The sequence below is a fragment of the Binatus sp. (SeqCode) genome (assembly GCF_050013435.1).
GTDB lineage: Bacteria > Desulfobacterota > Binatia > Binatales > Binataceae > Binatus.
On the sequence record NZ_JBEKFG010000057.1, the window covers coordinates 1 to 24900 of the forward strand.

The 24900-nt window shown below is 62.4% G+C and carries 24 protein-coding genes; 12 read left to right on the forward strand and 12 right to left on the reverse strand.

What is annotated here, in order from left to right:
• The 3 genes from secA to ABSB13_RS11905 all read left to right on the forward strand — a co-directional run.
• Positions 1-1703 (forward strand): preprotein translocase subunit SecA (gene secA, locus ABSB13_RS11895; RefSeq protein ID WP_428108635.1); only part of this gene is annotated, 1703 nt, incomplete at its 5' end.
• An 81-nt stretch (positions 1704-1784) separates the two neighbouring features.
• The gene (gene argJ / locus ABSB13_RS11900) at positions 1785-2981 is read left to right on the forward strand and encodes a bifunctional glutamate N-acetyltransferase/amino-acid acetyltransferase ArgJ (protein WP_428108637.1); all 1197 of its coding nucleotides are present in this window, start codon (positions 1785-1787) and stop codon (positions 2979-2981) included.
• Between the two features lie 16 nt (positions 2982-2997).
• Positions 2998-3303: a Rieske (2Fe-2S) protein gene (locus ABSB13_RS11905; RefSeq protein WP_428108640.1), complete on the forward strand. Its 306-nt coding sequence runs from the start codon at positions 2998-3000 to the stop codon at positions 3301-3303.
• Between the two features lie 20 nt (positions 3304-3323).
• On the opposite strand, the gene ABSB13_RS11910 is transcribed toward ABSB13_RS11905, so the two are convergent.
• From ABSB13_RS11910 to ABSB13_RS11945, 8 genes are all read right to left on the reverse strand, one after another.
• The gene (locus ABSB13_RS11910) at positions 3324-4046 is read right to left on the reverse strand and encodes a VIT1/CCC1 transporter family protein (protein WP_428108643.1); all 723 of its coding nucleotides are present in this window, start codon (positions 4044-4046) and stop codon (positions 3324-3326) included.
• Complete coding sequence (locus ABSB13_RS11915) at positions 4046-4870, reverse strand: lipopolysaccharide kinase InaA family protein (RefSeq protein ID WP_428108644.1); 825 nt, start codon at positions 4868-4870, stop codon at positions 4046-4048. Before ABSB13_RS11915 ends, ABSB13_RS11910 begins: the two co-directional genes overlap by 1 nt.
• Before the next feature lie 121 nt (positions 4871-4991).
• Positions 4992-5987 carry a hypothetical protein gene (locus ABSB13_RS11920; protein WP_428108647.1) on the reverse strand — a complete coding sequence of 332 codons (996 nt, stop codon included), beginning with the start codon at positions 5985-5987 and terminating at the stop codon, positions 4992-4994.
• A gap of 352 nt (positions 5988-6339) precedes the next feature.
• Positions 6340-6783: a cupredoxin domain-containing protein gene (locus ABSB13_RS11925; RefSeq protein WP_428108649.1), complete on the reverse strand. Its 444-nt coding sequence runs from the start codon at positions 6781-6783 to the stop codon at positions 6340-6342.
• A 56-nt stretch (positions 6784-6839) separates the two neighbouring features.
• On the reverse strand, positions 6840-7859 hold the full coding sequence (locus ABSB13_RS11930; RefSeq protein WP_428108651.1) for a TIGR03617 family F420-dependent LLM class oxidoreductase: 1020 nt from the start codon (positions 7857-7859) through the stop codon (positions 6840-6842).
• 79 nt (positions 7860-7938) lie between these two features.
• Positions 7939-8751, reverse strand: coding sequence for a glycerophosphodiester phosphodiesterase family protein (locus ABSB13_RS11935; protein ID WP_428108654.1), 813 nt, complete (start codon positions 8749-8751; stop codon positions 7939-7941).
• Positions 8752-8847: 96 nt separating this feature from the next.
• Positions 8848-10302, reverse strand: coding sequence for a peptidoglycan DD-metalloendopeptidase family protein (locus ABSB13_RS11940; RefSeq protein WP_428108656.1), 1455 nt, complete (start codon positions 10300-10302; stop codon positions 8848-8850).
• A gap of 242 nt (positions 10303-10544) precedes the next feature.
• Positions 10545-11627, reverse strand: coding sequence for a S1/P1 nuclease (locus ABSB13_RS11945; RefSeq protein WP_428108659.1), 1083 nt, complete (start codon positions 11625-11627; stop codon positions 10545-10547).
• Between the two features lie 203 nt (positions 11628-11830).
• Between ABSB13_RS11945 and ruvX the strand changes: the two genes are divergently transcribed.
• The 9 genes from ruvX to ABSB13_RS11990 all read left to right on the forward strand — a co-directional run bounded on the left by ruvX (position 11831) and on the right by ABSB13_RS11990 (position 22200).
• Entirely contained in the window at positions 11831-12268 is a 438-nt protein-coding gene (ruvX, locus tag ABSB13_RS11950; RefSeq protein ID WP_428108661.1) for a Holliday junction resolvase RuvX, read from the forward strand.
• 36 nt (positions 12269-12304) lie between these two features.
• Positions 12305-13327: an endolytic transglycosylase MltG gene (gene mltG / locus ABSB13_RS11955; protein WP_428108663.1), complete on the forward strand. Its 1023-nt coding sequence runs from the start codon at positions 12305-12307 to the stop codon at positions 13325-13327.
• Positions 13328-13388: 61 nt separating this feature from the next.
• Positions 13389-14921 carry an ICP22 family protein gene (locus tag ABSB13_RS11960; RefSeq protein WP_428108666.1) on the forward strand — a complete coding sequence of 511 codons (1533 nt, stop codon included), beginning with the start codon at positions 13389-13391 and terminating at the stop codon, positions 14919-14921.
• Between the two features lie 24 nt (positions 14922-14945).
• Entirely contained in the window at positions 14946-15965 is a 1020-nt protein-coding gene (locus tag ABSB13_RS11965) for an AAA family ATPase (RefSeq protein WP_428108668.1), read from the forward strand.
• Positions 15966-15968: 3 nt separating this feature from the next.
• Positions 15969-16868: a DUF58 domain-containing protein gene (locus ABSB13_RS11970; RefSeq protein ID WP_428108670.1), complete on the forward strand. Its 900-nt coding sequence runs from the start codon at positions 15969-15971 to the stop codon at positions 16866-16868.
• Positions 16869-16879: 11 nt separating this feature from the next.
• Positions 16880-18691: a vWA domain-containing protein gene (locus tag ABSB13_RS11975; RefSeq protein WP_428108672.1), complete on the forward strand. Its 1812-nt coding sequence runs from the start codon at positions 16880-16882 to the stop codon at positions 18689-18691.
• The gene (locus tag ABSB13_RS11980; RefSeq protein ID WP_428108674.1) at positions 18688-21264 is read left to right on the forward strand and encodes a VWA domain-containing protein; all 2577 of its coding nucleotides are present in this window, start codon (positions 18688-18690) and stop codon (positions 21262-21264) included. Before ABSB13_RS11975 ends, ABSB13_RS11980 begins: the two co-directional genes overlap by 4 nt.
• Positions 21265-21274: 10 nt before the next feature.
• Positions 21275-21835, forward strand: a complete 561-nt coding sequence (locus tag ABSB13_RS11985) for an NUDIX domain-containing protein (RefSeq protein WP_428108675.1) — start codon at positions 21275-21277, stop codon at positions 21833-21835.
• A 149-nt stretch (positions 21836-21984) separates the two neighbouring features.
• Positions 21985-22200 (forward strand): hypothetical protein, encoded by a 216-nt coding sequence (locus ABSB13_RS11990; RefSeq protein ID WP_428108678.1) that lies wholly within the window; start codon positions 21985-21987, stop codon positions 22198-22200.
• Positions 22201-22274: 74 nt separating this feature from the next.
• On the opposite strand, the gene ABSB13_RS11995 is transcribed toward ABSB13_RS11990, so the two are convergent.
• The 4 genes from ABSB13_RS11995 to ABSB13_RS12010 form a co-directional block, all read right to left on the reverse strand.
• Positions 22275-22898 carry a hypothetical protein gene (locus tag ABSB13_RS11995; protein ID WP_428108680.1) on the reverse strand — a complete coding sequence of 208 codons (624 nt, stop codon included), beginning with the start codon at positions 22896-22898 and terminating at the stop codon, positions 22275-22277.
• A gap of 312 nt (positions 22899-23210) precedes the next feature.
• On the reverse strand, positions 23211-24044 hold the full coding sequence (locus ABSB13_RS12000) for an alpha/beta fold hydrolase (RefSeq protein WP_428108683.1): 834 nt from the start codon (positions 24042-24044) through the stop codon (positions 23211-23213).
• A gap of 119 nt (positions 24045-24163) precedes the next feature.
• A complete protein-coding gene (locus ABSB13_RS12005) occupies positions 24164-24601 on the reverse strand; it encodes a hypothetical protein (RefSeq protein ID WP_428108685.1) in 438 nt (145 codons plus the stop codon).
• Between the two features lie 21 nt (positions 24602-24622).
• Positions 24623-24900, reverse strand: a 278-nt coding sequence (locus ABSB13_RS12010; protein WP_428108688.1) for a hypothetical protein, incomplete at its 5' end; no start/stop codon positions are given.

Here is a 24900-nt window from a genome sequence, read left to right on the forward strand (position 1 = left end):
TCATCGTCGATGAATTCACCGGGCGGCTGATGCCGGGCCGGCGATGGAGCGACGGGCTGCATCAGGCGGTCGAGGCGAAGGAGAACGTCAAGATCGAGTCGGAGAACCAGACCCTCGCCACCATCACGTTTCAGAACTACTTCCGCATGTACAAGAAGCTGTCCGGGATGACCGGCACCGCCGACACGGAAGCGGTCGAGTTCAAGGAAATCTACAAACTCGACGTGGTCGTGATCCCGACCAATCAGCCGATGATCCGCATCGACAATCACGACGTCGTTTACAAAACCGAAGTCGAGAAGTTCGACGCCGTGATCGAGGAAATCCGCGACTGCAACGAACGCGGCCAGCCGGTGCTGGTCGGCACGGTCTCGATCGAAAAGTCCGAGCGCGTCGCCGACAAGCTCAAAAAAACCAGCGTCAAGCATTACGTGCTGAACGCCAAGAACCACGAGCGCGAAGCGGAAATCGTCGCCCAGGCCGGCCGTTTCGGCGCCGTCACCATTTCGACCAACATGGCCGGTCGCGGCACCGATATCGTGCTCGGCGGAAATCCCGAGTTCATGGCGGCGGCGGAAACCGGCACCAGGGACCCGGCCGATCCGAATTTCCAGGCTGCGCTCGCGAAGTACGTCGAACAGTGCAAGGCCGAGCGCGAGAAAGTGCTCGAGGCCGGCGGCCTGCACATCCTCGGCACCGAGCGCCACGAGTCGCGCCGAATCGACAACCAGCTGCGCGGCCGGTCGGGACGCCAGGGCGACCCGGGCTCGTCGCGATTCTACATGTCGCTCGAGGACGACCTGCTCCGCATCTTCGGCGCCGACCGCCTCAAGGGCCTGATGGGCCGAATCGGGATGGAGGACAACGAGCCCATCGAGCATCGATGGATATCGCGCGCGATCGAAAACGCGCAAAAGAAGGTCGAAGCGCACAACTTCGACATCCGCAAGCATCTGCTCGAATACGACGACGTCATGAACAAGCAGCGCGAGGTGGTTTACCATCGCCGGCGCGAACTGCTCAGCGGCACCTCGCTCAAGGCTGACGTGCTCGACATGTGCGACGCGCTGATCGAGGAAATCGCGGGGGCCCACGCGGACAGCGAAGTCGATGCGGCGCAATGGGACTGGAAGGCGATCGACGACGCGTTCTTCAAGCAGTTCAAGTTCCGCCCCGGCTTCAACGCGCAGACCGAAGTGGCCGGCAAACCCGTTCAGTCGGCCGACGATCTGACCGAGATCGCTTCCGAGCGCGTGCATCAGCTCTACGATCAGCGCGAAGCGGAATTCACCGAGCCGGTGATGCGCCAAATCGAAAAGATCGTGATGCTCCAGACGCTCGATTCGCTGTGGAAAGACCATCTGCTCGCGATGGACCATCTGAAGGAAGGCATCGGGCTGCGCGGCTACGCCCAGGTGAATCCGCTGACCGAATATCAGAAGGAAGGGTTCACGATGTTCGAGGCGCTGATGGCGGTGATGCAACAGGACGTCGTCGAGAAAGTCTTTTCCGTCCAGGTGCAGCGCCAGCAGGACGTCGAGCAGATTCAGCAGCCCAAGCCGCAGCGCGTCGTGATGAGCCACGGCGGCGAGAGCGAGACGCCGGCCGCAACGCCCGCCAAGCGCGACGCCGAAAAAGTCGGCCGCAACGATCCGTGCCCGTGCGGCTCGGGCAAGAAGTACAAACGCTGCCACGGCAAGTGACGCCCAGAAGCGGCCCGGCGGTCATCTACTTGCACCCGCATTTGGTCCGCGTATAGTTCGGCGCACGGAGGATTTTGCTGGATGAAAGTCGAACTCGAGCCCGCCGCGGTGCGCGGATTTCGATTCGCCGGAGTCTGCGCGGGACTGAAGACCAGGGCGGGCGCGCTTGACCTGGGCCTTATCGCCGCCGATCGCCCGGCCGCCGCAGCCGCGGTGTTCAGCGCCAATCGTGTGAAAGCCGCGCCGGTTTATGTGACGGCGGACCGCGTCAAGTCGGGCCGCCTGCAGGCAGTCGTCGCGAACTCGGGATGCGCCAACAGCTTCACCGGCGCAGCGGGGATGCGCCTTGCGCGCGACTCATGCGCGGAAGTCGCGCGACTGCTCGGATGCGCGCCGGAACTCGTCGTACCATCCTCGACCGGCGTGATCGGCCATCTCTACGACTTCGCGAAATTCAAAAGCGGCGCCGCCGATGCCGCGCGATCGCTGCGTGAAGACGGCCTAACCGACTTCGCGCATGCGATCATGACGACTGACACGCGCGCCAAGATCGCCTCGACAAGCTTCAAGGCGGGCGGCTCGACCATCACGCTCGCGGGTGCGGTGAAAGGCGTCGGGATGATCTCGCCGAAGATGGCGACGATGCTGGGCTACCTGGTCACAGACGCGGTGATCGCTCCCTCTTCACTGAAAAAATCGCTCAAGTCCGCGCTGCCGGCCAGCTTCAACGCGATCACCGTTGACGGCGACATGTCAACCAACGACACGGTGATCATTATGGCGAGCGGCGCCGCGGGAAATCGCGCATTCGGCGCGCGCGAGCAGGCGGCATTCGATCGCGCGGTCGGGGAAATTTCGGCGGCGCTCGCGCGCGAACTCGTGCGCGACGGCGAGGGCGCGACCAAGCTCGTCAGCGTCGAGGTGCGCGGCGCGCGCAATCATGCCGACGCCGAGCGTGCAGCCCGGCAAATCGCCAACTCGCCGCTGGTCAAGACGGCGTTCTTCGGATGCGATCCGAACGTGGGCCGAATCCTGATGGCGGCTGGATCGTCGGGCGCGTACCTCGAACCCGACAAGCTGGTGCTGTGGATCGGCGGAGTGAAAGTTGCCGCGAGCGGCCGGCTGCTGACCGAGGCGCTGGCGGATGCGGGGACGGCGATGAAACAGCGCGAATTCGCGGTGCGACTCGATCTGCGGTTGGGGAAATCGAGCGCCCGGATTCTAACTTGCGACCTGAGTTACGATTACGTGCGAATCAACGCGGAGTACACGACCTGAGCGGAGGCAATTGCGGATGGCAAGCTTCATCAAAGTTGCGAAGCTGACAGACCTGCCCGAGGGCAGCGGCAAACTCGTCGAGGCCGGCGGCAAAAAGATCGCGCTGTTCAATGCGGGCGGAAAATTCTACGCGATCGACAACACCTGCAAGCATCGCGGCGGCCCGCTCGCCGAGGGCGAGCTCGACGGCACCATCATCACCTGCCCATGGCACGGATGGGAATACGACATCACGACGGGAACGAAACTCGACGACGCGAGCGTCAAGCTCGGATGCTACGCGGTGAAGACCGACGGCGACGACATACTCGTTGAAGCATGACGCGCGCGCGGCGCGAAGCTTCAGCGCGCGGCAAACATGCGGCCCGCGGCGTAAGTCACACCCGCGGCTGCTATTCCAATCAACATGCTTTCGAGTCCGCTGCGCCACCACGAACGGCTGGTGATGATCGTCTTCAGCGCGCCGACTCCGAACAGCACCGCGACGGTCGAGATGGCCGACACGATCAGGGCGCGGCTCGGCTCAAAAAAAATGTACGCCCAGACGGGCACTGCCGCGCCTGACAGATACGACAAGCCGACGGCAAACGCGGAGCGGAGCGGTTTGTCGAAGGATTCTTCGTTGAAACCCAGCTCCTCGCGCATCATCACGTTGCTCCATCGCTCGGGGTTCGACGTGATGTGCGCGACGATCTGATCGAGCAGCGGACCGGCGAAGCCCTTTTTTCGATAGATGGTGCTGATCTCTTCGCGCTCGCGTTCGGGCCATCGGCGGATTTCGTCGCGCTCGCGTTCTATCTCGCTTTGATGAAACTCGATTTGCGAGCGCGCGGAGATGAACGCCGCGAGCCCCATCGCTACCGCGCCGCCCAGCATCTCCGACAGTCCCGCCATCATCGCCGCGTTGCCGGTGACGAACGCGCCCGCGACGCCGGAGGTAACCGCGAACGAGGCGACCAGTCCGTCGTTCAGCCCGAGCATCACGTCGCGCACCCAGTTTCCGCCGGCGGCGTGGACCTGCTCGGTGTGATGGTCGTACTCGCGGCTGAGGATCGAAAAAGCCACTACTCGGTTCCTCCCGCGAGCGGCGCCACGACCGGCTGCGTGGCCGGGACGCCGCGGCGCTTGCGGCGGTCGATCGATTCGCGCGCCGCGCTGACTTCAGCGACCATCCGGCGCGCGGCCGCGCGGTCCGGCCGATGGCCCAGGTAAGAGTAAAGAAAATCGAGCCGCGCCGCGCGGCACATAAATCGCCCGATGCTGCGATCGAGATGCACCAGGTTCAAAATTCGGCGATCCCATGAGACGTTGGCGGCGCTGCGAAAATCCTCGAGATCGATAAAGTACACGTTGAAGCCGCCGGACTCGTTTTCCTCGACCATGATGTTGGTCTCTTGCAGATCGCGAGTGTAAAGACCGGACTCGTGGAGGCGGCGGATTTGCGCGGCCACCGTATCGGAGATTTGTTTGCGGCGACGCACGTTGCGCCCCTTGATTTCTCCGGGGCCGAGCATGAAGCGGCTCAGCGAGTCGGCGTTGATGAGCGCGCGGCTGACGAGATAGGAGGCTCGAATCGCACCCGCTTTATACAAATCCATAGCCGCCAGCGGCTCCGGATGCGCCAAGCCATTCGCCTGGAGCATCGCGGCGCCGGCAAGCGATCGCGCGGCGCGCGACCCGCGCAATCGCGCGTAAATGCCGCGGGTCCATGAGGAAACCTCGACGCGCTTTATGAACGCGGGCCCTGCGCCGGGAAGGTCGAGGAATCCAGCTTGCGTGCGGGCTTCAGATTTGAGCACGCGAAAATTCGGCGACGCCATCAATTCGTCAGCGCGCTCGACGACCGCGCGCCAATCCGGCGAGCGCGCATAGAGGACTACCGTGCGCATGCGCGATCAAGCCTAGCCCTTTCGTGCGCCGATGGCATCGGGGGGCGCGCCAATCACAGTATTCAACATCCTTTCTCAAATCGTCGGTAACTGGCCATCTCAATTCATTTCAGATCTGAATTCATTTAGAGGGCGGGGTGGTCAGAGCCGATTTCAAAATCCCTTTGTCAAAGAAAGACGGGTTTTGCAGAAAGTCGTCGAGATCAGTGGAATAAAAGTAGTTCGCAATCTTATACCCGCCGCCTTCATGCAAAATATAAGAATACGTCAGATCTTTTGGTGTCCAGTCGTTCCCTGCGGTCGGAGCCTCAAATACCAGGAAGACGGGTTCAGCGTTGAGCACGAATTTTACGTTACCCAACGTCGATGGCATTTGCGGCGGCTGGTTTGCCAATCTCCTGCGGCTTTTCATCGAGGCGAGCCATTGTCTTACCTTGTCCGCGCTCTTGGGAGTAAAGCTGCTGGCGTATAAATCGTCCTTGCCCTTCTGATGGGCCAGGGCTGCATTCCGGAAAAACTCCAGTAATGAAGTGGGGGGCTTTACCTTCTCGTCTCCGAGCGGGAAATCCATGGGTGATCCGTCAAATTCGAGGAAAACGGGATGCGCGCTGGTACCGGCGTTGCCATCGAGAGGAATCGGATATTCGTAACGCAGATTGATGTTCGGCAGGGGCTTGTAGGCGTCTGGTTCGGTTTGAGCTGCGTAAAAAGCATTCAGCACCATGCTTGCTACCGGAATGGAACTGCTCACCGCGCTAAGCCGCAATTGGTTGTTCTTGTCGAATCCGACATAAAACGCATTGCGTCGAGCGCCGTCCTTTGTCATCGAATCCCAGATGAACATGGTTCTCAATCCAAGCTGGACCTGGGCGATCACCTTTAAATTATCAAAATTGAAAATGCTTCTGGCCTGACGTATCCAATTCTCGGGACTGCCATCCGCCAAGGTTATGATTGTCGTACCGAGACCCTTCATTTGATTTGGGGATGTCCAGACGCTTTTAAACTTTGCCGCATCCGCTTTGCGAATTGCCTGCACTACCGTCACGAACATCGTTTGCTCTTTATCCAGAGGGCCGGCTGCAAACTGGTCAAAGGGAATGTTGTAGCTCTTCATTTCAAACTTTAAATAAAGCGGACAACGCATAGGCCGACCATCGATCTCGACCGGAAGGGGAACGCTGACGCGGCTGAATTCCTCGCCGAATACGGATGTTGGGGCTACCAGTAGCGCAAGAAACAGTCCTACTGTGTGTATTATTGTCCGTGTCGACATTCATTCGCCCCTCTAATTACTCACAACCGTACAATCCGCTGGCCCCTCTTTGTGAGACAGGTTTTGAGATATTCAACCAGGAGACTCGGTTTGAAATTCAGACACTCAGCTCCGAATTGAGCCGATACCCGCCGGCGAGAGGCGCGAGTCTGCGAGTCTCATGCGCCCTTTCGCGGCGCCCTGGCAAAAGCAGCTACTTCTTGGGTTCGACGATTAACGAGCCGCCGATATGCGCAAGATGCAACTGGCAAAAATACTGGAACACGCCCGGTTTGTCGGCGACGAAGGTGACGGTCTTGGGCGCATCGGGTGTCACAATCTCCGCGATGTTGTATGCGGGAATCGTAAAACCGTGCTGATTCGACGGGCCCGCGCCCGGCACCTGATTCTTGAGCGTGAGCGTTACCTTGTCGCCCTGTTCGACGGCGATCACGCTGGGCAACCAGAACTTCGTGTTGTCCACCTCGACCGAGACGAGCGTGAATTTCCTAGTGCCGGGCTCCTCCACCGCGGGCGCTGGCGCTGCCGCGGCCGAGGGGGCGGCGTCGGCGGCAGCCGCGATTCGGCCGGCGCTGGGAAGCATGAAGGCCGCTACGGCCGCCATCGCGGCCATCGTTTTCAACATTGCTTTGCTCATCGAAGCTTTCTCCTTGTTCAGCAGGTCACGACAATCCATCACGAGAATCGCGAGACTCAGCCGTTGAATCGCTTTGCGAGTTTTGCCCATTGCGCGTCGTCGGTGCCGGCGCGATACGGAATGTAAAACGCAATCCGGTCGAGCAGTCCATCGTAACGATTCATCACCTTGTCCGCGATCTCGTCGTAGGTGCCCGCGACCGTGTACACGTCGAGCATCTCGTCGGTGATCTCCTTGGCCATCGAGACCCACTCGCCCCTGGCGGCCTTTTCGTTCAGCCGCTGGGAGACGTCGCCCCATCCGTGCGTGTCGAGCACGATCTTGTAGGTTCGCGTCGATGCGTAAAACGAGATCTGCTGCCGGATGGCTTCGCGGGTTTTATTTATTTCGTCCTGATTATGGCCGACGATAACGAACGCCGCCGACTGGATTTCGAAGTCCTTGCGCGAGCGCCCGGCCTTCTTGAGACCCTTCTCGACGTTCGGCAGCACGAATTCGCGAAGATACTTGGGCGAGTTGAAGGGATGCGCGTGCAGGCCCTCGCACAGTTCGCCGGCGAGCCGGAGGATATGTTCGTTGACGCCGGCGATGTGAATCGGCACGTTCCAGTAGTTGTGCCTGGCCGGCGTGAAGAACGGCGTCATCAACGAGAAGTTGTAGTACTTGCCCTGAAACGAAAGTTTCGCGCCGCCTTCGGACCAGCATTTGAAGATCGCGCGGAGCGCCATGATGTACTCGCGCAGGCGCGGCACCGGCGCTTCCCACTTGGTGCTGTAGCGGCGCTCGATATGGCCCTTTACCTGGGTGCCCAGCCCGAGGATGAAGCGGCCCTCGGAAAGCCCCGCCAGATCCCACGCGGTCGCGGCCGTAACCATGGGGCTGCGCGGAAACGCAATCGCGACCGAGGTGCCCATTTTGATTCGCTTGGTATGCTCCGCGACCAGTGCGGCCGGAAGAAAGCCGTCGTTGCCGGCCTCCGGAATCCAGATCGCATCGAATCCCGCAGCCTCGGCGGCGCGGGCGGCGGCCGGAACATCGTGCAAGTTGCGCGTCGAGAGACCGGTGTCGAGCTTCATAATTTTCGCTCCCGCGTAAATCGTTGCGGCGAATGGGCGAAATCGTAACAAAGCCCGCGGCGTACTGGAAAGGGCGCGCTCAGCGGGGCGCGGATGCGCGGCTGCGAATCACGTCGAGCAAGCGGCGCGGGTAGTCGCTGATCAGTCCGTCCACGCCCATGTCGAGCAGTTCCCGCATCTCGGCTTCCTCGTTCACCGTCCAGACGTGCACTTCGAGTCCGATGCGATGGGCGAACTCGACACTTTCGGGCGTGACGAGCTGCCACGACTCGTAGCTGGGCGGGATTTGGAGCGCGTCGCCGGGCGGACGATAGATGTCGCCGCTCACCATCGCCTGAAAGAATCCGCCGGTTTCGAAGTACGAAAAATTGGTCGGGATTTCCGGCGCCAGCATCCGGACCTCGTCGAGCGGTTCCTGGTGCTCGCTGGCGACAAACACACTCCTGCGCATCCCGGCGCGATCGATCACGCCGAGCATCGGCACGATCACGCTCGGCGCGATTTGCTTGACCTCGATCTCGATCGGCAGTTTTGGGAATGCCGCAAGCACGTCGGCCAGACGCGGCATCCGGATGCCCTTGTCTCTGAATGGAAAATTCGCGCCGTCGAGCGTAAACATCCGGCCCGCGTCGGCCGCCGCAAGCTCGGCGTACTTCATCTCGCGGATGACGCCGGCGCGCCCGCAAGTGCGTTCCAGATGATCGTCGTGGCTGACGACGATTTCGCCGTCGCGGGTCATATGGATGTCAAGTTCGAGATACTGAACGCCGATCGCGACGGCGGCGGCAAATGCTTCGAGCGTATTTTCAGGATGCGTGCCGGCGCTTCCGCGATGGCCAAAGGCGCGCGGCAATCCGGGCTTGAAGAAATCGGTATTGGGATGCTCGCGCATTTCAGATGCGGCCTCGTCGCGATGTCAGCTGTGACCGGGAAGTTGCGACCTGGCAATGGCGATCAAAGAATGGGACGAAACTGCAAGACGTTCAGATCACAGCGCGCTGTCGGACCCCGAGGCTCCGAACGAGTCGGCGCTGCGGCTGCTCGAGATTCTCTGTGCCCGGATATGCGCGCTCTTTGCCGGGCTGCGGCTGAGCGTCACGTGGTACATGTCGGCGAACTTCGAGATCGCGGGTTTGCGCGCGTCGGTCGCGATGAAATGGCTGCCGAGGTCGGGCAACTTGGCCAGCGCGGACTGGTAGCGATCCTTGATGTCGTCGAAGATCGCCTTCATCCGCGGCGAGACCTCGTGATTCTCGCCCAGGTTCTCGGTGAGCGGATTGACCCAGGCGCCGGCTTTTTCCATCGCGAAATGGAGATGCGGTCCGGTCGAAAGGCCGGTCGAACCGACATTTCCAATGACCTGCCCGACATGGACATAGCCGCCCGGCTTCACGTCGGAGCTAATCTTCGACAGATGACCGTAGATGCTGACCATCTCATGCTGGTGCTGGAGGCGGATGCAATTGCCGAGCTCGCCCTGCCATCCCGCGCTTATCACGGTGCCATCGGCGACGGCCTTCACGGGCTCGCCGTACTTGGCGACCAGATCGACGCCGACATGAGGCCGATACTCGTGCAGGATCGGATGATAGCGGTGGAAGGTGAAGCCCGAGGAAATGTACTGGAAATTGAGCGGGAATTTCAGGGACTGCGGACCGAGCGCGTGGCCCTTCTCGTCATATAGATGAGGGCGGCCGTGTTCGTCCGAGAACGATATCGCCGTCAGGGTACGGCTCCCAAAGCGGATTTGCGCCGCCTGCACGTCGCCGGCGAGCGTGTAGGAGCCGTCGCGGCTGACCTTTTCATCGTAAATCAGCTTGACTGCGGAACCAGGCGCGAGGCGATTGAGATCGTGGCGGTCCGCGAACGCATCCTTCAGCGTGTCCACGATTGGCTTGGGTATCCCGTTCTCGGCGGCGGCGCGCTGGAAGTTGTCCTTGACCGCGAACGTCAGATTGATCGGGCGAACGAAATACTCAATCGGCCGCAGCCCAGCCTTAAGCACGCCGGCGCCGAGGCTGGCCGCGGTGAGCGTGGTCTTTTCGTCAAGATCGTACTTGAGGCCGCGCATCTCGCCGGTCTCGGGATCCTTATATAGCGTCAGCGGATGGCCACTGTGAAAATATCGGTTCGCGGTGATGCGCTGAATGTACGACGCCCACTGATGCGCGTCCTCCGGTTCCATCCCGGATGCGCGAAGGTAGCTTTCGATTGACGCGGTGCGGTCAAGCGTCATGCTGATCGTGATCGACGCCGGTGCCGGGTTGGCGGATTCGGGCTGCTCGACTACGTCAGGGCTCTCCTTGCCGGCATCCAGTTCGGAGCTGAGCGTGTCGAGCGGCGAGGCGAGTGTCTGCGGATTTGCCTGGAAAAAAAGAAACAGCGCCGCGGTGGTCGCGATCAGGGCAACGACCAACCCCATCAGCGCGCGTGGATATCCCAAAGAGCGTCTCCCCCGAGCCAGCATCATCAGCGACGCTAAGTCATTCGGCTACCCAACGCAACCCCTAGCGGTGTATCACTCTGATACATCACCGTCATCTCTATTCACACTTCACTGAGGATAGCGACAGAAATTCACGCAGTTCCACAAGGAACAAACAAATTGATGCGCAGGGCACATATAAATCCGGAGCATCGACCACCCGCGACACGACTAAACGGGGCGGCGTCAGGGCAAATTCATCAGGGACAATTCCGAGCCGCCCGATACCCCTGCTGCTCGGCTGCTTCGCGGCTCGCGAACACGACTCGATTCGCGGGCGCCATCTTGTCGTAGGTTCCGCATCCGGGCCACGCGTAAATCTTGCTTCGCCGATTACCAACGAAAACGATTTGGCCGGCAACCGTCTTCGATGAAACAACCTGCGCCGGGGCGGAATTCGCTTGCCCTGCATGCGGTCCATCGTTCGGACCAGCCGGCTGCGTCCAGATCTCATTCAACAGGCTGGCCAGCCTGAATCCCGCTTTCACGAGCTGATGACCCGCGACCGCGTCGGCGTGGTTCAGGTAAGAAGCGTCGAGCTCGACGGCGTGTCCGAGAGGATTGAGGCAGACATCGGCTGTGGGTTGGCAGGGTTCGATCGGGATGTGCAGCGCGGCGTAGATGTCGGAACGCGCCAGTTGATTCGATTCCCACGCAACATCGTCGGCGGCAATCCACGAATCGGCCTCTTTCTCAGGCGCATATGTTCGTTCCAACTTATGGGCCGTCGTCTCGGGCCTTCCGGAATCGATGCTGTCTTCGAGACGGCGCACGATGGTCGTGTCCCAGACCTCGTGTAGATTTTTTGCTCGAGTATTCGAATCGACCGTCACGCAATTGGCGCCGTGATCCTCGTCGTTCGCCGCGTGCAGAGGTTGATGGATGTCTCCGACAAAGTGGATCAGGAACGCGAGATCACCGGCAGCGCCCCAGCGGTCGTAGCTGCTCTCTTTCAAGCGTTTCGAATATTCGTCGATTTTCCCTGTCACGCAGTTTCCGCCGGGGCATCGTGCAGCAACGTCCGCTCGCCGGTCTTGCAAACAAATGTCGATGAAGTGCCATGGCCTCGTCAAAGGATCTTCGTCGCGGAACTCGAAATCCGGGCGGATCGAAGCCGCCTCCATCGCAGTTGCAATTGCTCTTTTATCGGCCGACACGCCAAGGATGTCCGCCACGTGGCTCGCGGCCGCCGCCGTGAGGTTGTCCGCCGCAACGACTGCGACGATCTTGTGCCCATCACTTCCCCAAGCCCACGCCGACACAGGGCAGAGCAGAACTGCCAATACGACATTGGCAATGCAAAGCGCCGCTGAACGCGAGGAGTGCGAAAACGGTTTCATCAAATGCATCAGATAACCCAGCCCTCGATTGTGGCACCTATAGTAGCAGTGGTCATGAAAATTGTTATCCTCCAGCCGCAGACGCGGGAGACCGTCTATGAATCGTGAATATCAACCGCGCGCGGAGCGGCTGGACGGGGATGCGAATGGCCATCGCTGCGCTTGATCTCGGGCGGCGCCGAATCGGAGTCGCCGTCACCGACGCGGCCTCGATGGGGGCGCATCCGCTGGGTATCGTCGAGCGGCGCGCGCTCAAGCACGACCTCGAAGCAATCGCCGCGATGATCCGCGACCGCCGCGTGAGCACGATCGTCGTCGGCCTCCCGCTCAACATGGACGGCAGCGAAGGCCCGGCCGCCCTCTCCGCACGGAAATTCGCCGCGCACCTGACGGATGCGCTCGGCGTCAGCGTCGAGATGTTCGACGAGCGGCTGACGAGCTTCGAAGCGCGCGATCGTCTGGCAGACATGCCGGCCAGGAAGGGCGCGCGCAAGACCGGACTCGACGCGCTCGCGGCGGTGGTCATCCTCGAAGGCTGGATGCAGGCGCATCCGGATAAAGTCCCCCGCGGGGGCGGCGGCTGATGAAAAACCGCGGCGCGAAATATATCCTCGCATTAGATGAAGCTTGCGGCATCAATTCTCGCAGTCGCGATCGTCGTGGGCACAGCGTACGCCGCGTTCTCATACTACTGGCTGAGTCCCACCGAAAAATTCGCGCCGCCACGCGCGCTCACGATTGAAAAGGGCGAGTCGTTTCGCCAAATCGCGCGAGCGCTGGCGGACGCCGGCGTGGTTCGAAGCGCGCTCGCGCTCCGACTCTACGGCCAGATGAGCCAGACCGCGCGCCAAATCAAGCCGGGCGATTATGCTTTCAACGGCGGCGAGCGGATTCCCGACGTGATGCGCCATCTGGTCAGGGGCGATTTCGTCGTCGTGACAGTCACGATTCCCGAAGGCTTGACGGTCCATCAGATAGCGGAGCGGTTGGCCGAGACGGGGCTGGTCTGCGAGGACCAATTCGAGAATGCCGCGCGCGGCGGCGCGATGGTGCGCGCGCTGGGCCTGATGCCGCTCGGCGCCGAAGGCTACCTGTTCCCGGCGACGTACAGATTTTCACCGCACGCGAAGACCAACGACGTGTTGGCGGCAATGCTCGCGCGGTTCTACCAGGTCCTGACGCCTGCAGTGGAAGAGCAGATGTTCGAGGCCGGCCTGGATGCGCGCCGGCTGGTCACGATGGCCTCGATCGTCGAGAAGGAGGCGAAAGCGCCCGCCGAGCGCCCTCTCATCGCAGGTGTCTTCTACAATCGGCTGCGGCTTGGGATGCCGCTGCAATCCGACCCGACGGCGGAGTACGCGTACGAATTCGATGGCGGCAAAGAGTCGGCCGCCAGCGCGGTCCACACGGCGTCGGCCTTCAATACGTACGACTTCACCGGCTTGCCGCCGGGGCCAATCGCGAATCCCGGGCTCAAATCAATCGAGGCCGCGCTATATCCGACGCATACCGAATTTCTCTATTTTGTCGCACGCGAAGGCGGCACTCATGTGTTTTCGAAATCGTTTGACGAGCATCGGCGCGCAATCGCACTCCAGCGGAAACCGCCGGCGGGTAAACGCGCCGCAATACCGGCAAAATAAGCTGCTTCGGACCGCCGATTGGACGGTCGCATCTGCGTCGAGTACGCTATAATTTCATTCTGTGGACAATCCGGTCGAGACAATCGGGATCGCCAGCGCGCGGATCGCGCGGCTAGCCGCCATCCGTGCGGTGCTATGCGCGGTTGCGCCGGCGCTCACCGCGATCGCGCTGGGAGTGTTGCTCGAGCCGATCGGCAAGGTGACCTGGACGCGGCTGGGATACCGGCTTGCGCCCGAGCGCGCGGGTGTGCTCAGCCTCGTATTGATCGGCGCGGGCATCGTGGTGCTTGCGGCAGGATTGATCATGGCATTTCGGGCGTATCGGCGCGCCAACGACTTTGTTGCGGCGGCAGCCGAGCTCGACGACCGCCTGGAATGCCATCAGGAGATCGTGACGTTCGCCACGCTGGCCAATCCGTCGGCGCCGGAGAGCATCCGCGCGCGGCGTACGCCGCTGTTCCCGATTCTGTGGCGGCGCGCGATCGCGCTGTTCGGCGGCCTCGATGTTCGCCGGGAATTCAGACTCGAAGTCGGCGAGCCGCTCAAGCGATCCTCGATTTTTGCGGGCGTGGTCGCGCTTGCGATGGTGCTCGCGACACTAGGATTGGTGCGCGCGCCGACGCCCGAGAATACCGAGGCCGCCAAGCTGCGCGCGATCGCCGAGGAGATCGCCAGAACATCGGCCAGTTCCGACGATTCCGCGCTGGCGGACAAGATTCGCCAGGCAGCCGATGCACTGGAAAATTCCAAGCTGCCGCCCGAAGAGAAAAAGGCGCGCATCGAGGAAGCGATGCGGCAGGCCGACAAGGCCGCTCAGAAACGCAACAACAGCCAGTCCGGAAAAAATCAGGCCGCCGGTAAGGCAAACGCACAGAACGGAAACGGCAACGGCAAGAGCCAAGGCAACTCCACGGGCGCGGGCAACGGCGAGGGCAAGAGCGAGTCCGGCGCCGGCCAGAAGTTGGGCGTCGAGAGTTCGGGCTCGGGCAAGGGCAACACCGGCAAGAGCTCGGGCAAGAACCAAGGCGGAAAAGGATCGGCAAAAAACGACAAGAACGATCAGAACAAGGCCGACCAATCGAGCCTCGAACTCCATGACGAACTCGCCAAAGCGGAAGCGCAGGTCGAGACCGCCAACGCAAAAAATCCCAGCCCCGACAAACAGCCCGGCGCCGACAAGAATCAGGGCGGCGGCAGCCAGCCCGATCCCAACCGACCGGGGAACATCCCGAAGCCGGGCGCCAACGGCGATCGCAATATTCCCGCCGCCGGCGGCAACCCCAAAAATAACAAGGACATGGGTTCGAACCTCGGCGATACGCATCTCGGCGAGATGCCGACCTCGACTAATGCGCAGCGCTTCCTGAAGCCCGGCGAGAAGGGCGCCGCACTGGACATCAAGGATGCGCGCTACGTCATGTTCCGGCTGCCGGGAGCGCCCACTTCCGGTAATGGAGGGAAAACGGTACTTGACACCGATCGGCCCACGGCGACGACGGGTTACGTCAATGCCCCGCTTGCGCCGACCAGCGACGACGCGCCGCCCGACGAACGACAACTGGTGCCGCCGCGCTATCGCGACATGATTCACTAGATTCAGGATAAGGAAGGACAACGGATGGGAGCGGCTCCTCAACAAGCTTCACCCGACCAGCGGGTCGCGGAATTTCGCGAGATCTTCTCGCGCGCCGAGAGCGAAGTCGCGCGCGTGATCGTCGGCCATCGTGAGGTGGTGCGAAAAATGCTAACCGCGCTGTTTTGCGGCGGCCATATTTTGATCGAAGGCGTGCCCGGACTGGGCAAGACGTTGATGGTCAAGGCGGCCAGCGAAACGCTCGGGCTCAGCTTCAAACGAATTCAGTTCACGCCCGACCTGATGCCCTCGGATATCATCGGCACGCAGGTGCTGACCGAGGCCGACGGTCATCGCGAGTTCCAGTTCAAGCCCGGCCCGATCTTCGCGCACATGGTGCTCGGCGACGAGATCAATCGCGCGACGCCCAAGACGCAGTCGGCCGTGCTCGAGGCGATGGAAGAGCATCAGGTCACCGTCTTCGGCACCACCTACGTCCTCGATCCGCCGTATATCGTCCTCGCCACGGAAAACCCCATCGAGCTCGAAGGAACCTATCCGCTGCCGGAGGCGCAGATGGACCGGTTCATCTTCAAAGTCGTGATGGGGTCGCCCAAGCCCGACGAATTGCGCGAAATCCTCAACCGCACCACTGGTACGGCGCATGCCAAAATTCAGCCGCTGTTCGAACCTTCGCGCGCGCCGCGGGCGATCGAGGAGCTCAAGGCACTCGTTCGCGAGGTGATGGTGGCCGAACCGCTCGAGCGTTACATCATCAGCGTGATCGGCGGATGCACTCCCGGCGGTCCCGGCGCCATCCCCGAGGTCTCCCAATACCTTCGTTTTGGGCCGAGCCCGCGCGGTGCGCAAGCGCTGATTTTGTGCGCCAAGGTTAACGCCTTGCTCGCCGGCCGCGTGAGCGTGAGCTACGACGATATCGACGACGCGATCGTCCCGTGCCTGCGCCATCGCCTGCTGCTCAACTTCCAGGCCGAGGCCGAAAGTGTTTCTTCGGAATCGATCCTCGAGCAGGTGGTAAAGCGGCTGAGGAAGCCGCGCACGTAGCCGATGTTCGGACTGCCGGACGAGTTCACGCCGGGTTTTCTTGCCCGGCTCGAAAAGCTCAGGATCAGAACCCGCCAGCGATACGGCGGGCTGGGCCGGGGGATGCATCTGTCGCCCAAGCGCGGCTCGTCGCTCGAGTTCAACGATTTTCGCCATTACTCGCCCGGCGACGACTTCCGCTACATCGATTGGGGGCTTTACGGGCGCAGCGACAAGCTCTACATCAAGCTTTTCCATGAAGAGGAAGACCTGCTCACCTACATCTTCGTCGATGCGAGCGCGTCGATGGCGTATCCGGCGGGCGACCGCAAGTTCGAATCCGCGATCCTGACGGCGCTCGCACTTGCCTACGTCGCGCTGGCCAGCGGCGATCGCGTGATGCTGCGCGTGCTCGGCGGCAGCGGCGGCAAGGTGAATCCGTCGTTCGTCAACGGCCGCCATCGAATCGTCGAGCTCGCGCGCCGCCTTCACAATCTCAAGCCGGGCGGGCAGTTCGATTTCGCGACGTCGCTGGCGACCGAGCTGCTCGCGATTCGGCGCGCCGGCAAGGTGTTTATCGTTTCCGACTTTCTGATGCTGCTCAACTCGGTAACGCGCGGGCTGGGGATGTTCACCGCGGCCTCGATGGACCTGACGGCCGTGCAAATTCTTGGCGGGCGCGAGCTCAACGGCCAGGGCCTCGACGGCGACGTAGAGGTAGTCGATTCCGAATCGGGCGAGCGGCTGCGCGTCTCGATCGGCGAGGGCGAACGCACGCAGTATCGCGAGACGATGCTGCGTCTGACGCGCGAGATAAAATCATTCTGCCTCAAGCGCGGGCTGCATTACGCGCTCTACACGACCGACCAGAACTTCCAGAATTTCTTCGTCCGCGCGGTGAGCGATCTGGGCCTGGCGCACTGAAGAGTCATCCGATGGGATTCCTTTATCCAGGCGCGCTCGTATTTTTCGCCCTCATCCCGGCGCTGGTGCTGGCATATCTGGCCAAGGAGCGGCCGGCGCGCGTGACGGTCTCGAGCGTGCTGGCGTTCCGTGCGCTGCGCGGTTTTCGCCGGGAGCGTTTCGGTGGATGGCCGCGGCTGGATTGGATGTTCTTCGCCGAGGTCTTCATCCTGAGTCTCGCGGTGCTCGCGATGGCGGGTCCGTTCATCTGGAAGAAGACCGCTCCGCTCGCGGTCGTGATCGACAATTCCGCCGCGATGCAGGCGTTGACGCCCGCGGGTAAAAGCCGTTTCGAGGTGGCGCGCGAAAAGCTCGACGCCGCGTTGTCCGCCGAAGACGGCGGCAGCGAAATCTCCGTTTACGTCACCGCGCCGCAGCCGCGCCGGGTGGCGCCCCCGTTCAATACCCTGACCGAGGCGCGCATTGCGCTGTCGCGAATCAAGCCGACCGATGCGCCCAACGATCAAACGACGCTCGAAAACTTTCTCGGCAACCTCGCCTCGGAAGCGCGCGTCGCAAAGGTGATTTTTGCCGGCGCCAAGGCGCTCGCCGCGCCGGTTCCCGCGCGAATTCATCCGATCGAGGTGGGCGACGCCGTCGCCAACGCCGCGATCGGCTCGTTCTCGCTGCGGCGCGAAGCCCTTGGCGCAGAAGCCCTTCACGCGAGTCTCTCCATCGCCAACTTCAGCCCGGATACCCGCACGCTCGAACTCGTCGTGACCGGAGACGGCAAGCAAATCGCCCACGCCAGGGAAGCTATCGGCGCGCGTGAGACTGCTACGCTCGAGTTCCCCGCGATCCCGCCCGCGCGGATTTACGAGGCGAAACTCGCGCCCGACGACGCGCTCGCCCTCGACAACGTCGCCTATGCGACGGCCGGCTCCGTCAAGAACGTGTCGATTCTTTTCGTCAGCCCGACTCCCGCCGACGCCGCGGGACTGAATTCGATTCCCGGCGTCGAGGTCACCGCACGAACCCCCGATGCCTACTCACCCGGCGATCTCGGCACCTTCGATCTCGCCATCTTTGAATTCGCCGCGCCCAAGGAAATCCCCGGCGTGAACACGATGCTCGTGATGCCGCCGCCGGGCGATCCCGTTTTCGGATTGACGGTGACGCCGACCGCGAAGGTGCAGATTGCCGGATGGCGCACGACCGACACGCTCACCGATTCGGTGAATTTCCGGCTGCTCAGCCTGCGCGGGGGCGAGTATTTCGGGACTCATCCATGGATGAGCCAGGTGGTCGGCGGCGACGGCGGCGCGATCGTGCTCAAGGGCGAGCGCGGAGCGCATCGTTTCGTCGCGACCGGCTTCAATCCGTTTCCGTATCTTGGGCGGCGCAACCTTCCCATGTCAGTGCTGACGCTCAACGCCATCAGTTATCTCGCCGGACTGGGTGCGAGCAGCAACGGCTACCGGACCGGGCAGCCGTGGCTGGTGCCGGCGGGCGTCGAGCGCGTGATACTGCCGTCGGGAAGCGCGGTGGCGGCTGATCCCGGCACGCTTTTCACCGCGGTTTCGGAGCAGGGAGTCTACGAACTGGTCGGTCCCGGCGGCGCGAAGACGCCACGCGCGGTGAATCTTGCCGACTTGACCGAGTCGGATCTCTCCAGCTCGGCGCCGCTCAAAGTCGAAGCCGCAAATTCGGGTTCCGCTGCCGCGCCGCTAATGGAAAAGTCCTCGCTTGGCGATTACATTCTCGCCGTGATCATCGCGCTGACCGCTCTGGAAGCCCTCATCGTCTATCGGCGCCGCCGAATCGCCGAGGCCGCCGCGCCGTGATTCCAACAGTCTTCCAGCACGATCTGACCTTTGCTCATCGCGAGGTGCTCTATCTGCTCGCGATTCCCGCGATCGTTGCGCTCTGGGGTCTGGTCAACGCGCGCGAAATTCGCCGCGTGTTTGCACCGCTGATGCGCGCGATAGTTCTCGTCCTGTTCGTCGTCGCGTTCGCAAATCCGCAGCAGGTAATGCATTCCGAAGGGGCCGCGAGGCCCGCAATCGTCGATGCGAGCGCCAGTATCACGCCAGCGATGCGCGCATGGACGCTCAAGCTTATCCGCGACGAGCTTGGTCTGCGCGCGGGAGATCCCGCGTACATGTTCGCATCCAGCGCGGTCCCTCAATCGATCGGCGCGGTCGAATCGGCGTTCGCCAACGGAACCGGATGCGCCGAATGCGGGCCCGGCGCGACCAACCTTGAGAGCGCGCTCTATCGTATCGCCGCGGATCCCGACGCGCATGGCGGCCCGGCCGTGATGGTGACCGACGGATGGCAAAATCGCGGCGATGCTGAGCGCGCGATAAGCGCGATTGTCTCCGCCGAGATTCGCCTCGACATCTTCACCCCGCCCGGCGCGCGTTCGATCCCCAACGTCACGATGACGGCGCTTTCGCTTCCGCCGGCGCTGGAGAAGGCGGCTGCGTTCGCGCTCGGCGTCACGCTGGAGAATCTTAACGACGTGCCCGTGACGGGGACGGTCACCATCGAGCGCGACGGCGCGCTAATCGACGAGCGCAAGGTGACGCTGGCGCGCGGCTCGCAGCGCTTCGACTTCCCGGTCCGCAACGAAACCGCCGGCCTGGCCTCGTACACCGCCGCCTTCAAGCCCGACAATCCCGCGCTCGACGCGTACCCCGAGGACGACTCTCTCAAGGGATGGGTTGGAGTGGGCGCGCGCCGCAAAGTTCTGATTCTTACCGACAGCGCCAGGGACGCGAACTATCTCGGTATCGTCGTCAATCGGATGGGGCTCGAACCAACCATCGTGCCCGTCACCGGCGCGGCCTGGGACGGCGCCGTCTCGGGTTATGACGCGATCCTGATCAACAACGTGCCGAGCGAACGAATCGCGGAGGCCGCGCAGAACGCGATGGCGGAGTACGTGCGCCACGGCGGTTCGCTCGCGATGGTCGGGGGCGATTCGAGTTTCGGGCTTGGCGGTTACGCCGACAGCCCGCTGGCGGCCGTGATGCCGGTGACGATGAAGCCGCCGCAGCACAAGGAAAAGAAACGCGCGCTGGTGCTCATTATCGACAAGTCGGGCTCGATGGGCCGCAACGACAAACTCACTTACGCCAAAGCCGCCGCCGAGACCGTCACCAGAACTCTCAAGGACAACGACCTGATCGGCGTCGTCGGATTCGACTCGCAACCGTTCGTCGTCATCCCGCTCCAGTCCGTCGCGCAGAGCCGCCCGTATTTCGATCAGATGATCAACCGGCTCTCCGCGCATGGCCAGACTTTCATGATTCCAGCGCTGCGCGAGGCCGAACGCATGCTCGGCAACAGCGGCGCGCAGGTCAAGCACGTCGTTGTCCTCACCGACGGCGAGACCGGAGGCACCGCCGAGATGTACTACGACCTGGTCTCGCGGATGCATCATGACGCCGGCACGACGATCTCGACGATCGCGGTCGGCCGGGACGCCAACGTGGACCTGCTCCAGGCGATCGCCAGGTACGGCGGCGGTTCCTACTATCAGACCGACAACCCGAGCAATCTGCCCCAGCTTTTCGTCGAAGACTTTCGCGCGCACGGCGGCGAGATCACGATGGTCGAAAAAGAATTCACACCGCGCACCGAAAACCCTGACGCGATTTTGAAAGATCTCGCGGTGCGCCAGATGCCACCGCTCAAGGGCTACGTCTCCACCGAAATCAAACCGCGCGCCACCATGAGCATGTACGTGGATCGCAGCGGCACGCGCGAACCCGTCATCGCGAGCTGGAAGTACGGCGCGGGCAAGGCGATGGCGGTGACCACGGATGCGAGCGGGCGATGGTCCGGGAGGTGGGTCAGCGCGAATGTTTTTCAGCCGCTTTGGGATCGCATGCTCGCCTGGATGACGCCGGAGATGCCCGCCGAGCCCAAAATCGACGTCGCACTCGGCTACAATGCAGGCCGGATCAATATCAAGCTGACCGACTACAGCGCGGAGCCGGGCAACGCGGCCCGCCTGGTAACCGTGCTCGTGACGCGGCCCAACGGAACCAGGACTGAAACCGCACTCACCGAAGAAGTTGTGGGCGAGCTGTCGGGATCGATCGACGCGCCCGCCCCCGGCAATTACTACTTCGAAGTCCGCTCGCCGGCCGGCAAGGACAAGAAGTTCCCGCCGCTCGCGTTCACCGTCAGTCCGTCCGTCAACGCCGAACTGCCGCAGCCCGAGCCCAACTACGGCCTGCTCGAACAACTCGCGTCCGCCACCGGCGGGCGTCTCAATCCGTCGCCGGCGGAAGTCTCCACCGAACGCGCCACGCTCGAGCGCCGCGTCTCGATGAATCCGTACCTGCTCGTCGCCGCGATGATTATGCTTATTGGCGAAGCCCTGGTTCGCCGCCTCACCGCATGAGAGCAGTTCGATGAAAGACGACCCGGCTCACCCCAACCATCATGTGCAGCGCGATTATCCGGCCAAGGTGAGATTCTGTCCGCTGTGCGGCGCCGCGATGGCGCCTCGGCTGATTATGCCCGAGAACGCCCGGCGCAACGTCTGCACGCGATGCGGCTTCGTGCATTTCCCGGGACCCAAGCTGGTCGCTGGATGCTTCGTGGTTGACGGCGGCCGGGTATTGTTGCTGCGCCGCGGCATCGAGCCCGCAGTCGGCAAGTGGACCTTTCCGGGTGGCTACGTCGATTTCGGTGAGAATTCCGCCGACGCCGCGGTTCGCGAGACGCGCGAGGAAGTTGGGATGCGGGTTGCGCTCGGGCCGCTGCTGGGAGTGTTCACCGACTCGATGAGTCCGGCAATGACGATCGTTGTCTATCTCGCCGCACCGGGCATCGACGCGCCGTCTCTGTCCGACGAGGCAACCGAAGTCCGCTACTTCGCCCCCGACGACATTCCGTGGCACGACCTCGCCTTCCCCACGACCGCCGACGCTCTTACCGCCTGGGTTGCCTCGACCCGCTCGACTCGCTAGCGATTTTTAGTCCGACTCTGCGGAAAAACTCCACTAATCACGTGAACTTTCACGTTTTGAGCATTAGCATTACTGACGAAATTATGCTAAATAATTCATCTTAGTACTCCCGGCACCTGCGGCCATTCGAAATCAGGAAGGTGGCTCTTATGGAACGGGTTGAAGTGGTTTGCGGCAATGTCTTCGTGATCCGGACACGCCAATTGGGTCCCGATTGGTGGTGCTGCGATCTTTACGAGCGAGTCGAAACCGACAAGGGCGGCGAGGCGTTTGTGCTCGCCGATTTTGGCCAATCAGAAATCGAGGCTATCGGGATGGCGCTGAGCGTCGCGCACGAGCCCAGCCACGTCCAGCATCATCACTGATTCACGGCGCGCTGAAACCGTGAAACGCTGTATATCATTGTACACACCCTCGACCGCGGCCTCGGAGCGAACGCTCACGACGCCGTGCTACTTCTGACGATTCGCACCACGTGGCCGAGGTCGGCCTCCCGCATGTGAATCCGGCGCACTTCGCTGACCGGCCGCGCGCCCATCCAAGCGATTGCCTCGACCATCAGCGCTTCGCTCATCCCGTGGCGCATCTCGCCGATCAGAATCTTCGCGATGTACCTGGCTTCGAATGCCGATGCGCGTGCGAACAGCTCGCGCAGCCGGTCGAGCATGCGCTTGCGCGAGTGGCGCCCCTCGATAGCGGCGATCTCGACGAATTTCTCGTTGAGCTCACGAATCGTGAGCGTGGGTTCAGGGTCGGCTGCGCGAAGCTTGAGCGTCATCTCGATCGCCTCACCGAAGTCTTCGGCGGCGGCAAAGATGTCTTCGCCCTGGTCTGCGCTGTCGGTCATCTCCGCGACGATTTTCCAGATTGCGCGGCCGCTGATTTTGGTGCGCTTCTCCCCGCCCATCACGATCGCGCGACCGACCATGAATCGCGCCGCGACTTCCGCTTCATCGATGTCGAGTTTGGCCAGAAATGTGCCTACCGTCTCGGCCATCTGAAGCCGGCTCTGCGTCTGGCCGAGCGACTGGGATACGATTGCGAAGTCGTAAAGCGAGGGCACGTACGAGATTAAGGCTGCCCGCGGCCCCGCGCGCAAGCGCCGCCCGCGTCATTTCAACCACCCAATTGAATGCGGAACCCACCGTGGGTTCCGCACCTCCCTGGGCAGGGGTGACCCCTGCACCCGGTAACGAATCGAAAAATCCGCGCGGCGCGTCTTTTTCTCTCGAGCGTAATGCTGACCAGCCGTGCCAACGGCCCATCGCGTAGTCGCGAAAAGATGCGCTGCGCAGATTTTCGCGTCTTCTCACTGCGGGTGCAGGGGCTGCAGCCCCTGCCGAAGGAAGTGTGAAACCCATCGCGGGTTTCACATTCAATCAAGTTCTCCCTCAGCCCCCTGCTGCGGATGCGATTTTACGAACGGCAAAAATACTTTCAGGAATGCGGCGCGGCCCTCATCCATGAATCCGTGTCCCACGCCCGCGATAATGTGAAGTTTCGCGCCGGGTATCTGTGCCGCGATTATCTCGGAGTTCTTCGCCGGTATCAGCACGTCGGCGTCGCCGGTCACAACCAGCGTCGGCGCCTTGATTTGCGGCAGGCGGTCGAAAGTTTTAAGCGTGTAGGTCCCTTCGAGTTGGCGTTGGAATGCAAACGGCGGCGTCGGATGCTTGAGCAGGCGCGCAATCGAGGCCTCGAGCACCGCCCGATTCTCCGCGGTGTATTTTGGCGTATACGTGAACGGCCATGAGCGCCGAACCATCTCCTCCGGCGCAAGCTCCCCGCGCGGCGCGGTCAGAAATTGCAGCGATTCGAGCGGCGGCGGCACGGCGTGCGCGCCACCCGCCATGGTGCATCCAAGCGTGAGCGTCGCCGTTCGACCAGGATGCCGCAGCGCGAACTCCTGCGCGATCATCCCGCCCATCGAGACGCCAAAGATGTGCGCGCGCGGAACCTCGAGCTTGCCGAGCAGCCCGGCCGCGTCATCGGCAAACATTTCGATCGAATACGGCACGTCAGGCTTGTCGCTCTGCCCGGTACCGCGATTGTCGAACGTGATCACGCGAAACGTGCGCGCGAGTTCGGCTACCAGCTCGGGATTCCACGCCGCTGAACTGGCGCCGAGACCCATGATCATCAGGAGCGGCTCGCCCTTCCCGGCGACGTCATAGTTGAGGTTCACTTCGCCGACTTGAATCTTTGGCATTTCGACCTCCCCGCCGCCGTGGCGACGGCAGCGCACTGTTAAGCCCTTGGCACGGGCCGCGCCCGCCAACGGCGGGCGGCCTTAACCCCGAGTGCAGGGGTCACCCCTGCCCGCCCGCTTCACTTGTTAATGCACAATCCCCGCTGCTTCATGTACTCGACGGAGTTCCGGGTCAGCGCGGACTCCGCGGTCGCATCGGCGCGATAGATCGCGTTGTGCTGCAAATCGTAATAGCACTTCAGCTCGATAGTCTGGCCCATAGGAATCTGAAATTCGACTGACTCGGGAGCCTTGCGCGCCGCGTATGAACTCGCCGTAGGCATCGCCGCTGGCTGCGACGACGGCGCCGCCCCCGCAAGCCCTCCCGTGACCTGGCACATCTTGACCGCATCGATCTTGCAACTGCCTGCCGGGGCGGGCGACAGATGCATGCTGGTCAGATCCATTCCCGGCGATTGCGGCTTCGTGCTCGAGCACGACGTCGCGCAGATTGCGGTCGCCACGATAAAAGCCAGCGCCCCGGTACCGGCAAGCCGCAAGCTGCGACGCTCTGTCATCTCAGGATTCGCTTCCGGATTTCAGGCCGCCGTCGAGGCCGCCGCACCAACATCGCTGCGCGCACGAGCTTCGAGTCCAAGCTTGCGGCATCGCGCGATCAGCTCGCTGCGCGCGACGTAGGCGGTCTCCTCGATCACGATTCCGTGGCGGGCAAGGATCTCGCGCAGCCGCTCCAGCGTGTAATGCGTGATGTGCTCGTCCTTGTATCCACCGGGCATCAGGAAGCCGTAGATCGGTTCGATAATCCGCCACCCGATCGTCGCATAGTCGGGCGTGCCGAGAATTAGCATGCCGCCGG

Coding starts and splice junctions, on each gene's coding strand:
- ABSB13_RS11905 (WP_428108640.1), top strand. CDS start 2,998: ATGGCAAGCTTCATCAAAGTTGCGAAGCTGACAGACCTGCCCGAGGGC.
- ABSB13_RS11925 (WP_428108649.1), bottom strand. CDS start 6,783: ATGAGCAAAGCAATGTTGAAAACGATGGCCGCGATGGCGGCCGTAGCG.
- ABSB13_RS12005 (WP_428108685.1), bottom strand. CDS start 24,601: ATGACAGAGCGTCGCAGCTTGCGGCTTGCCGGTACCGGGGCGCTGGCT.
- ABSB13_RS11975 (WP_428108672.1), top strand. CDS start 16,880: ATGGGATTCCTTTATCCAGGCGCGCTCGTATTTTTCGCCCTCATCCCG.
- ABSB13_RS11920 (WP_428108647.1), bottom strand. CDS start 5,987: ATGAAGAGCTACAACATTCCCTTTGACCAGTTTGCAGCCGGCCCTCTG.
- ruvX (WP_428108661.1), top strand. CDS start 11,831: ATGGCCATCGCTGCGCTTGATCTCGGGCGGCGCCGAATCGGAGTCGCC.
- ABSB13_RS11970 (WP_428108670.1), top strand. CDS start 15,969: ATGTTCGGACTGCCGGACGAGTTCACGCCGGGTTTTCTTGCCCGGCTC.
- argJ (WP_428108637.1), top strand. CDS start 1,785: ATGAAAGTCGAACTCGAGCCCGCCGCGGTGCGCGGATTTCGATTCGCC.
- ABSB13_RS11915 (WP_428108644.1), bottom strand. CDS start 4,870: ATGCGCACGGTAGTCCTCTATGCGCGCTCGCCGGATTGGCGCGCGGTC.
- ABSB13_RS12000 (WP_428108683.1), bottom strand. CDS start 24,044: ATGCCAAAGATTCAAGTCGGCGAAGTGAACCTCAACTATGACGTCGCC.
- ABSB13_RS11930 (WP_428108651.1), bottom strand. CDS start 7,859: ATGAAGCTCGACACCGGTCTCTCGACGCGCAACTTGCACGATGTTCCG.
- mltG (WP_428108663.1), top strand. CDS start 12,305: ATGAAGCTTGCGGCATCAATTCTCGCAGTCGCGATCGTCGTGGGCACA.
- ABSB13_RS11990 (WP_428108678.1), top strand. CDS start 21,985: ATGGAACGGGTTGAAGTGGTTTGCGGCAATGTCTTCGTGATCCGGACA.
- ABSB13_RS11985 (WP_428108675.1), top strand. CDS start 21,275: ATGAAAGACGACCCGGCTCACCCCAACCATCATGTGCAGCGCGATTAT.
- ABSB13_RS11935 (WP_428108654.1), bottom strand. CDS start 8,751: ATGCGCGAGCATCCCAATACCGATTTCTTCAAGCCCGGATTGCCGCGC.
- ABSB13_RS11965 (WP_428108668.1), top strand. CDS start 14,946: ATGGGAGCGGCTCCTCAACAAGCTTCACCCGACCAGCGGGTCGCGGAA.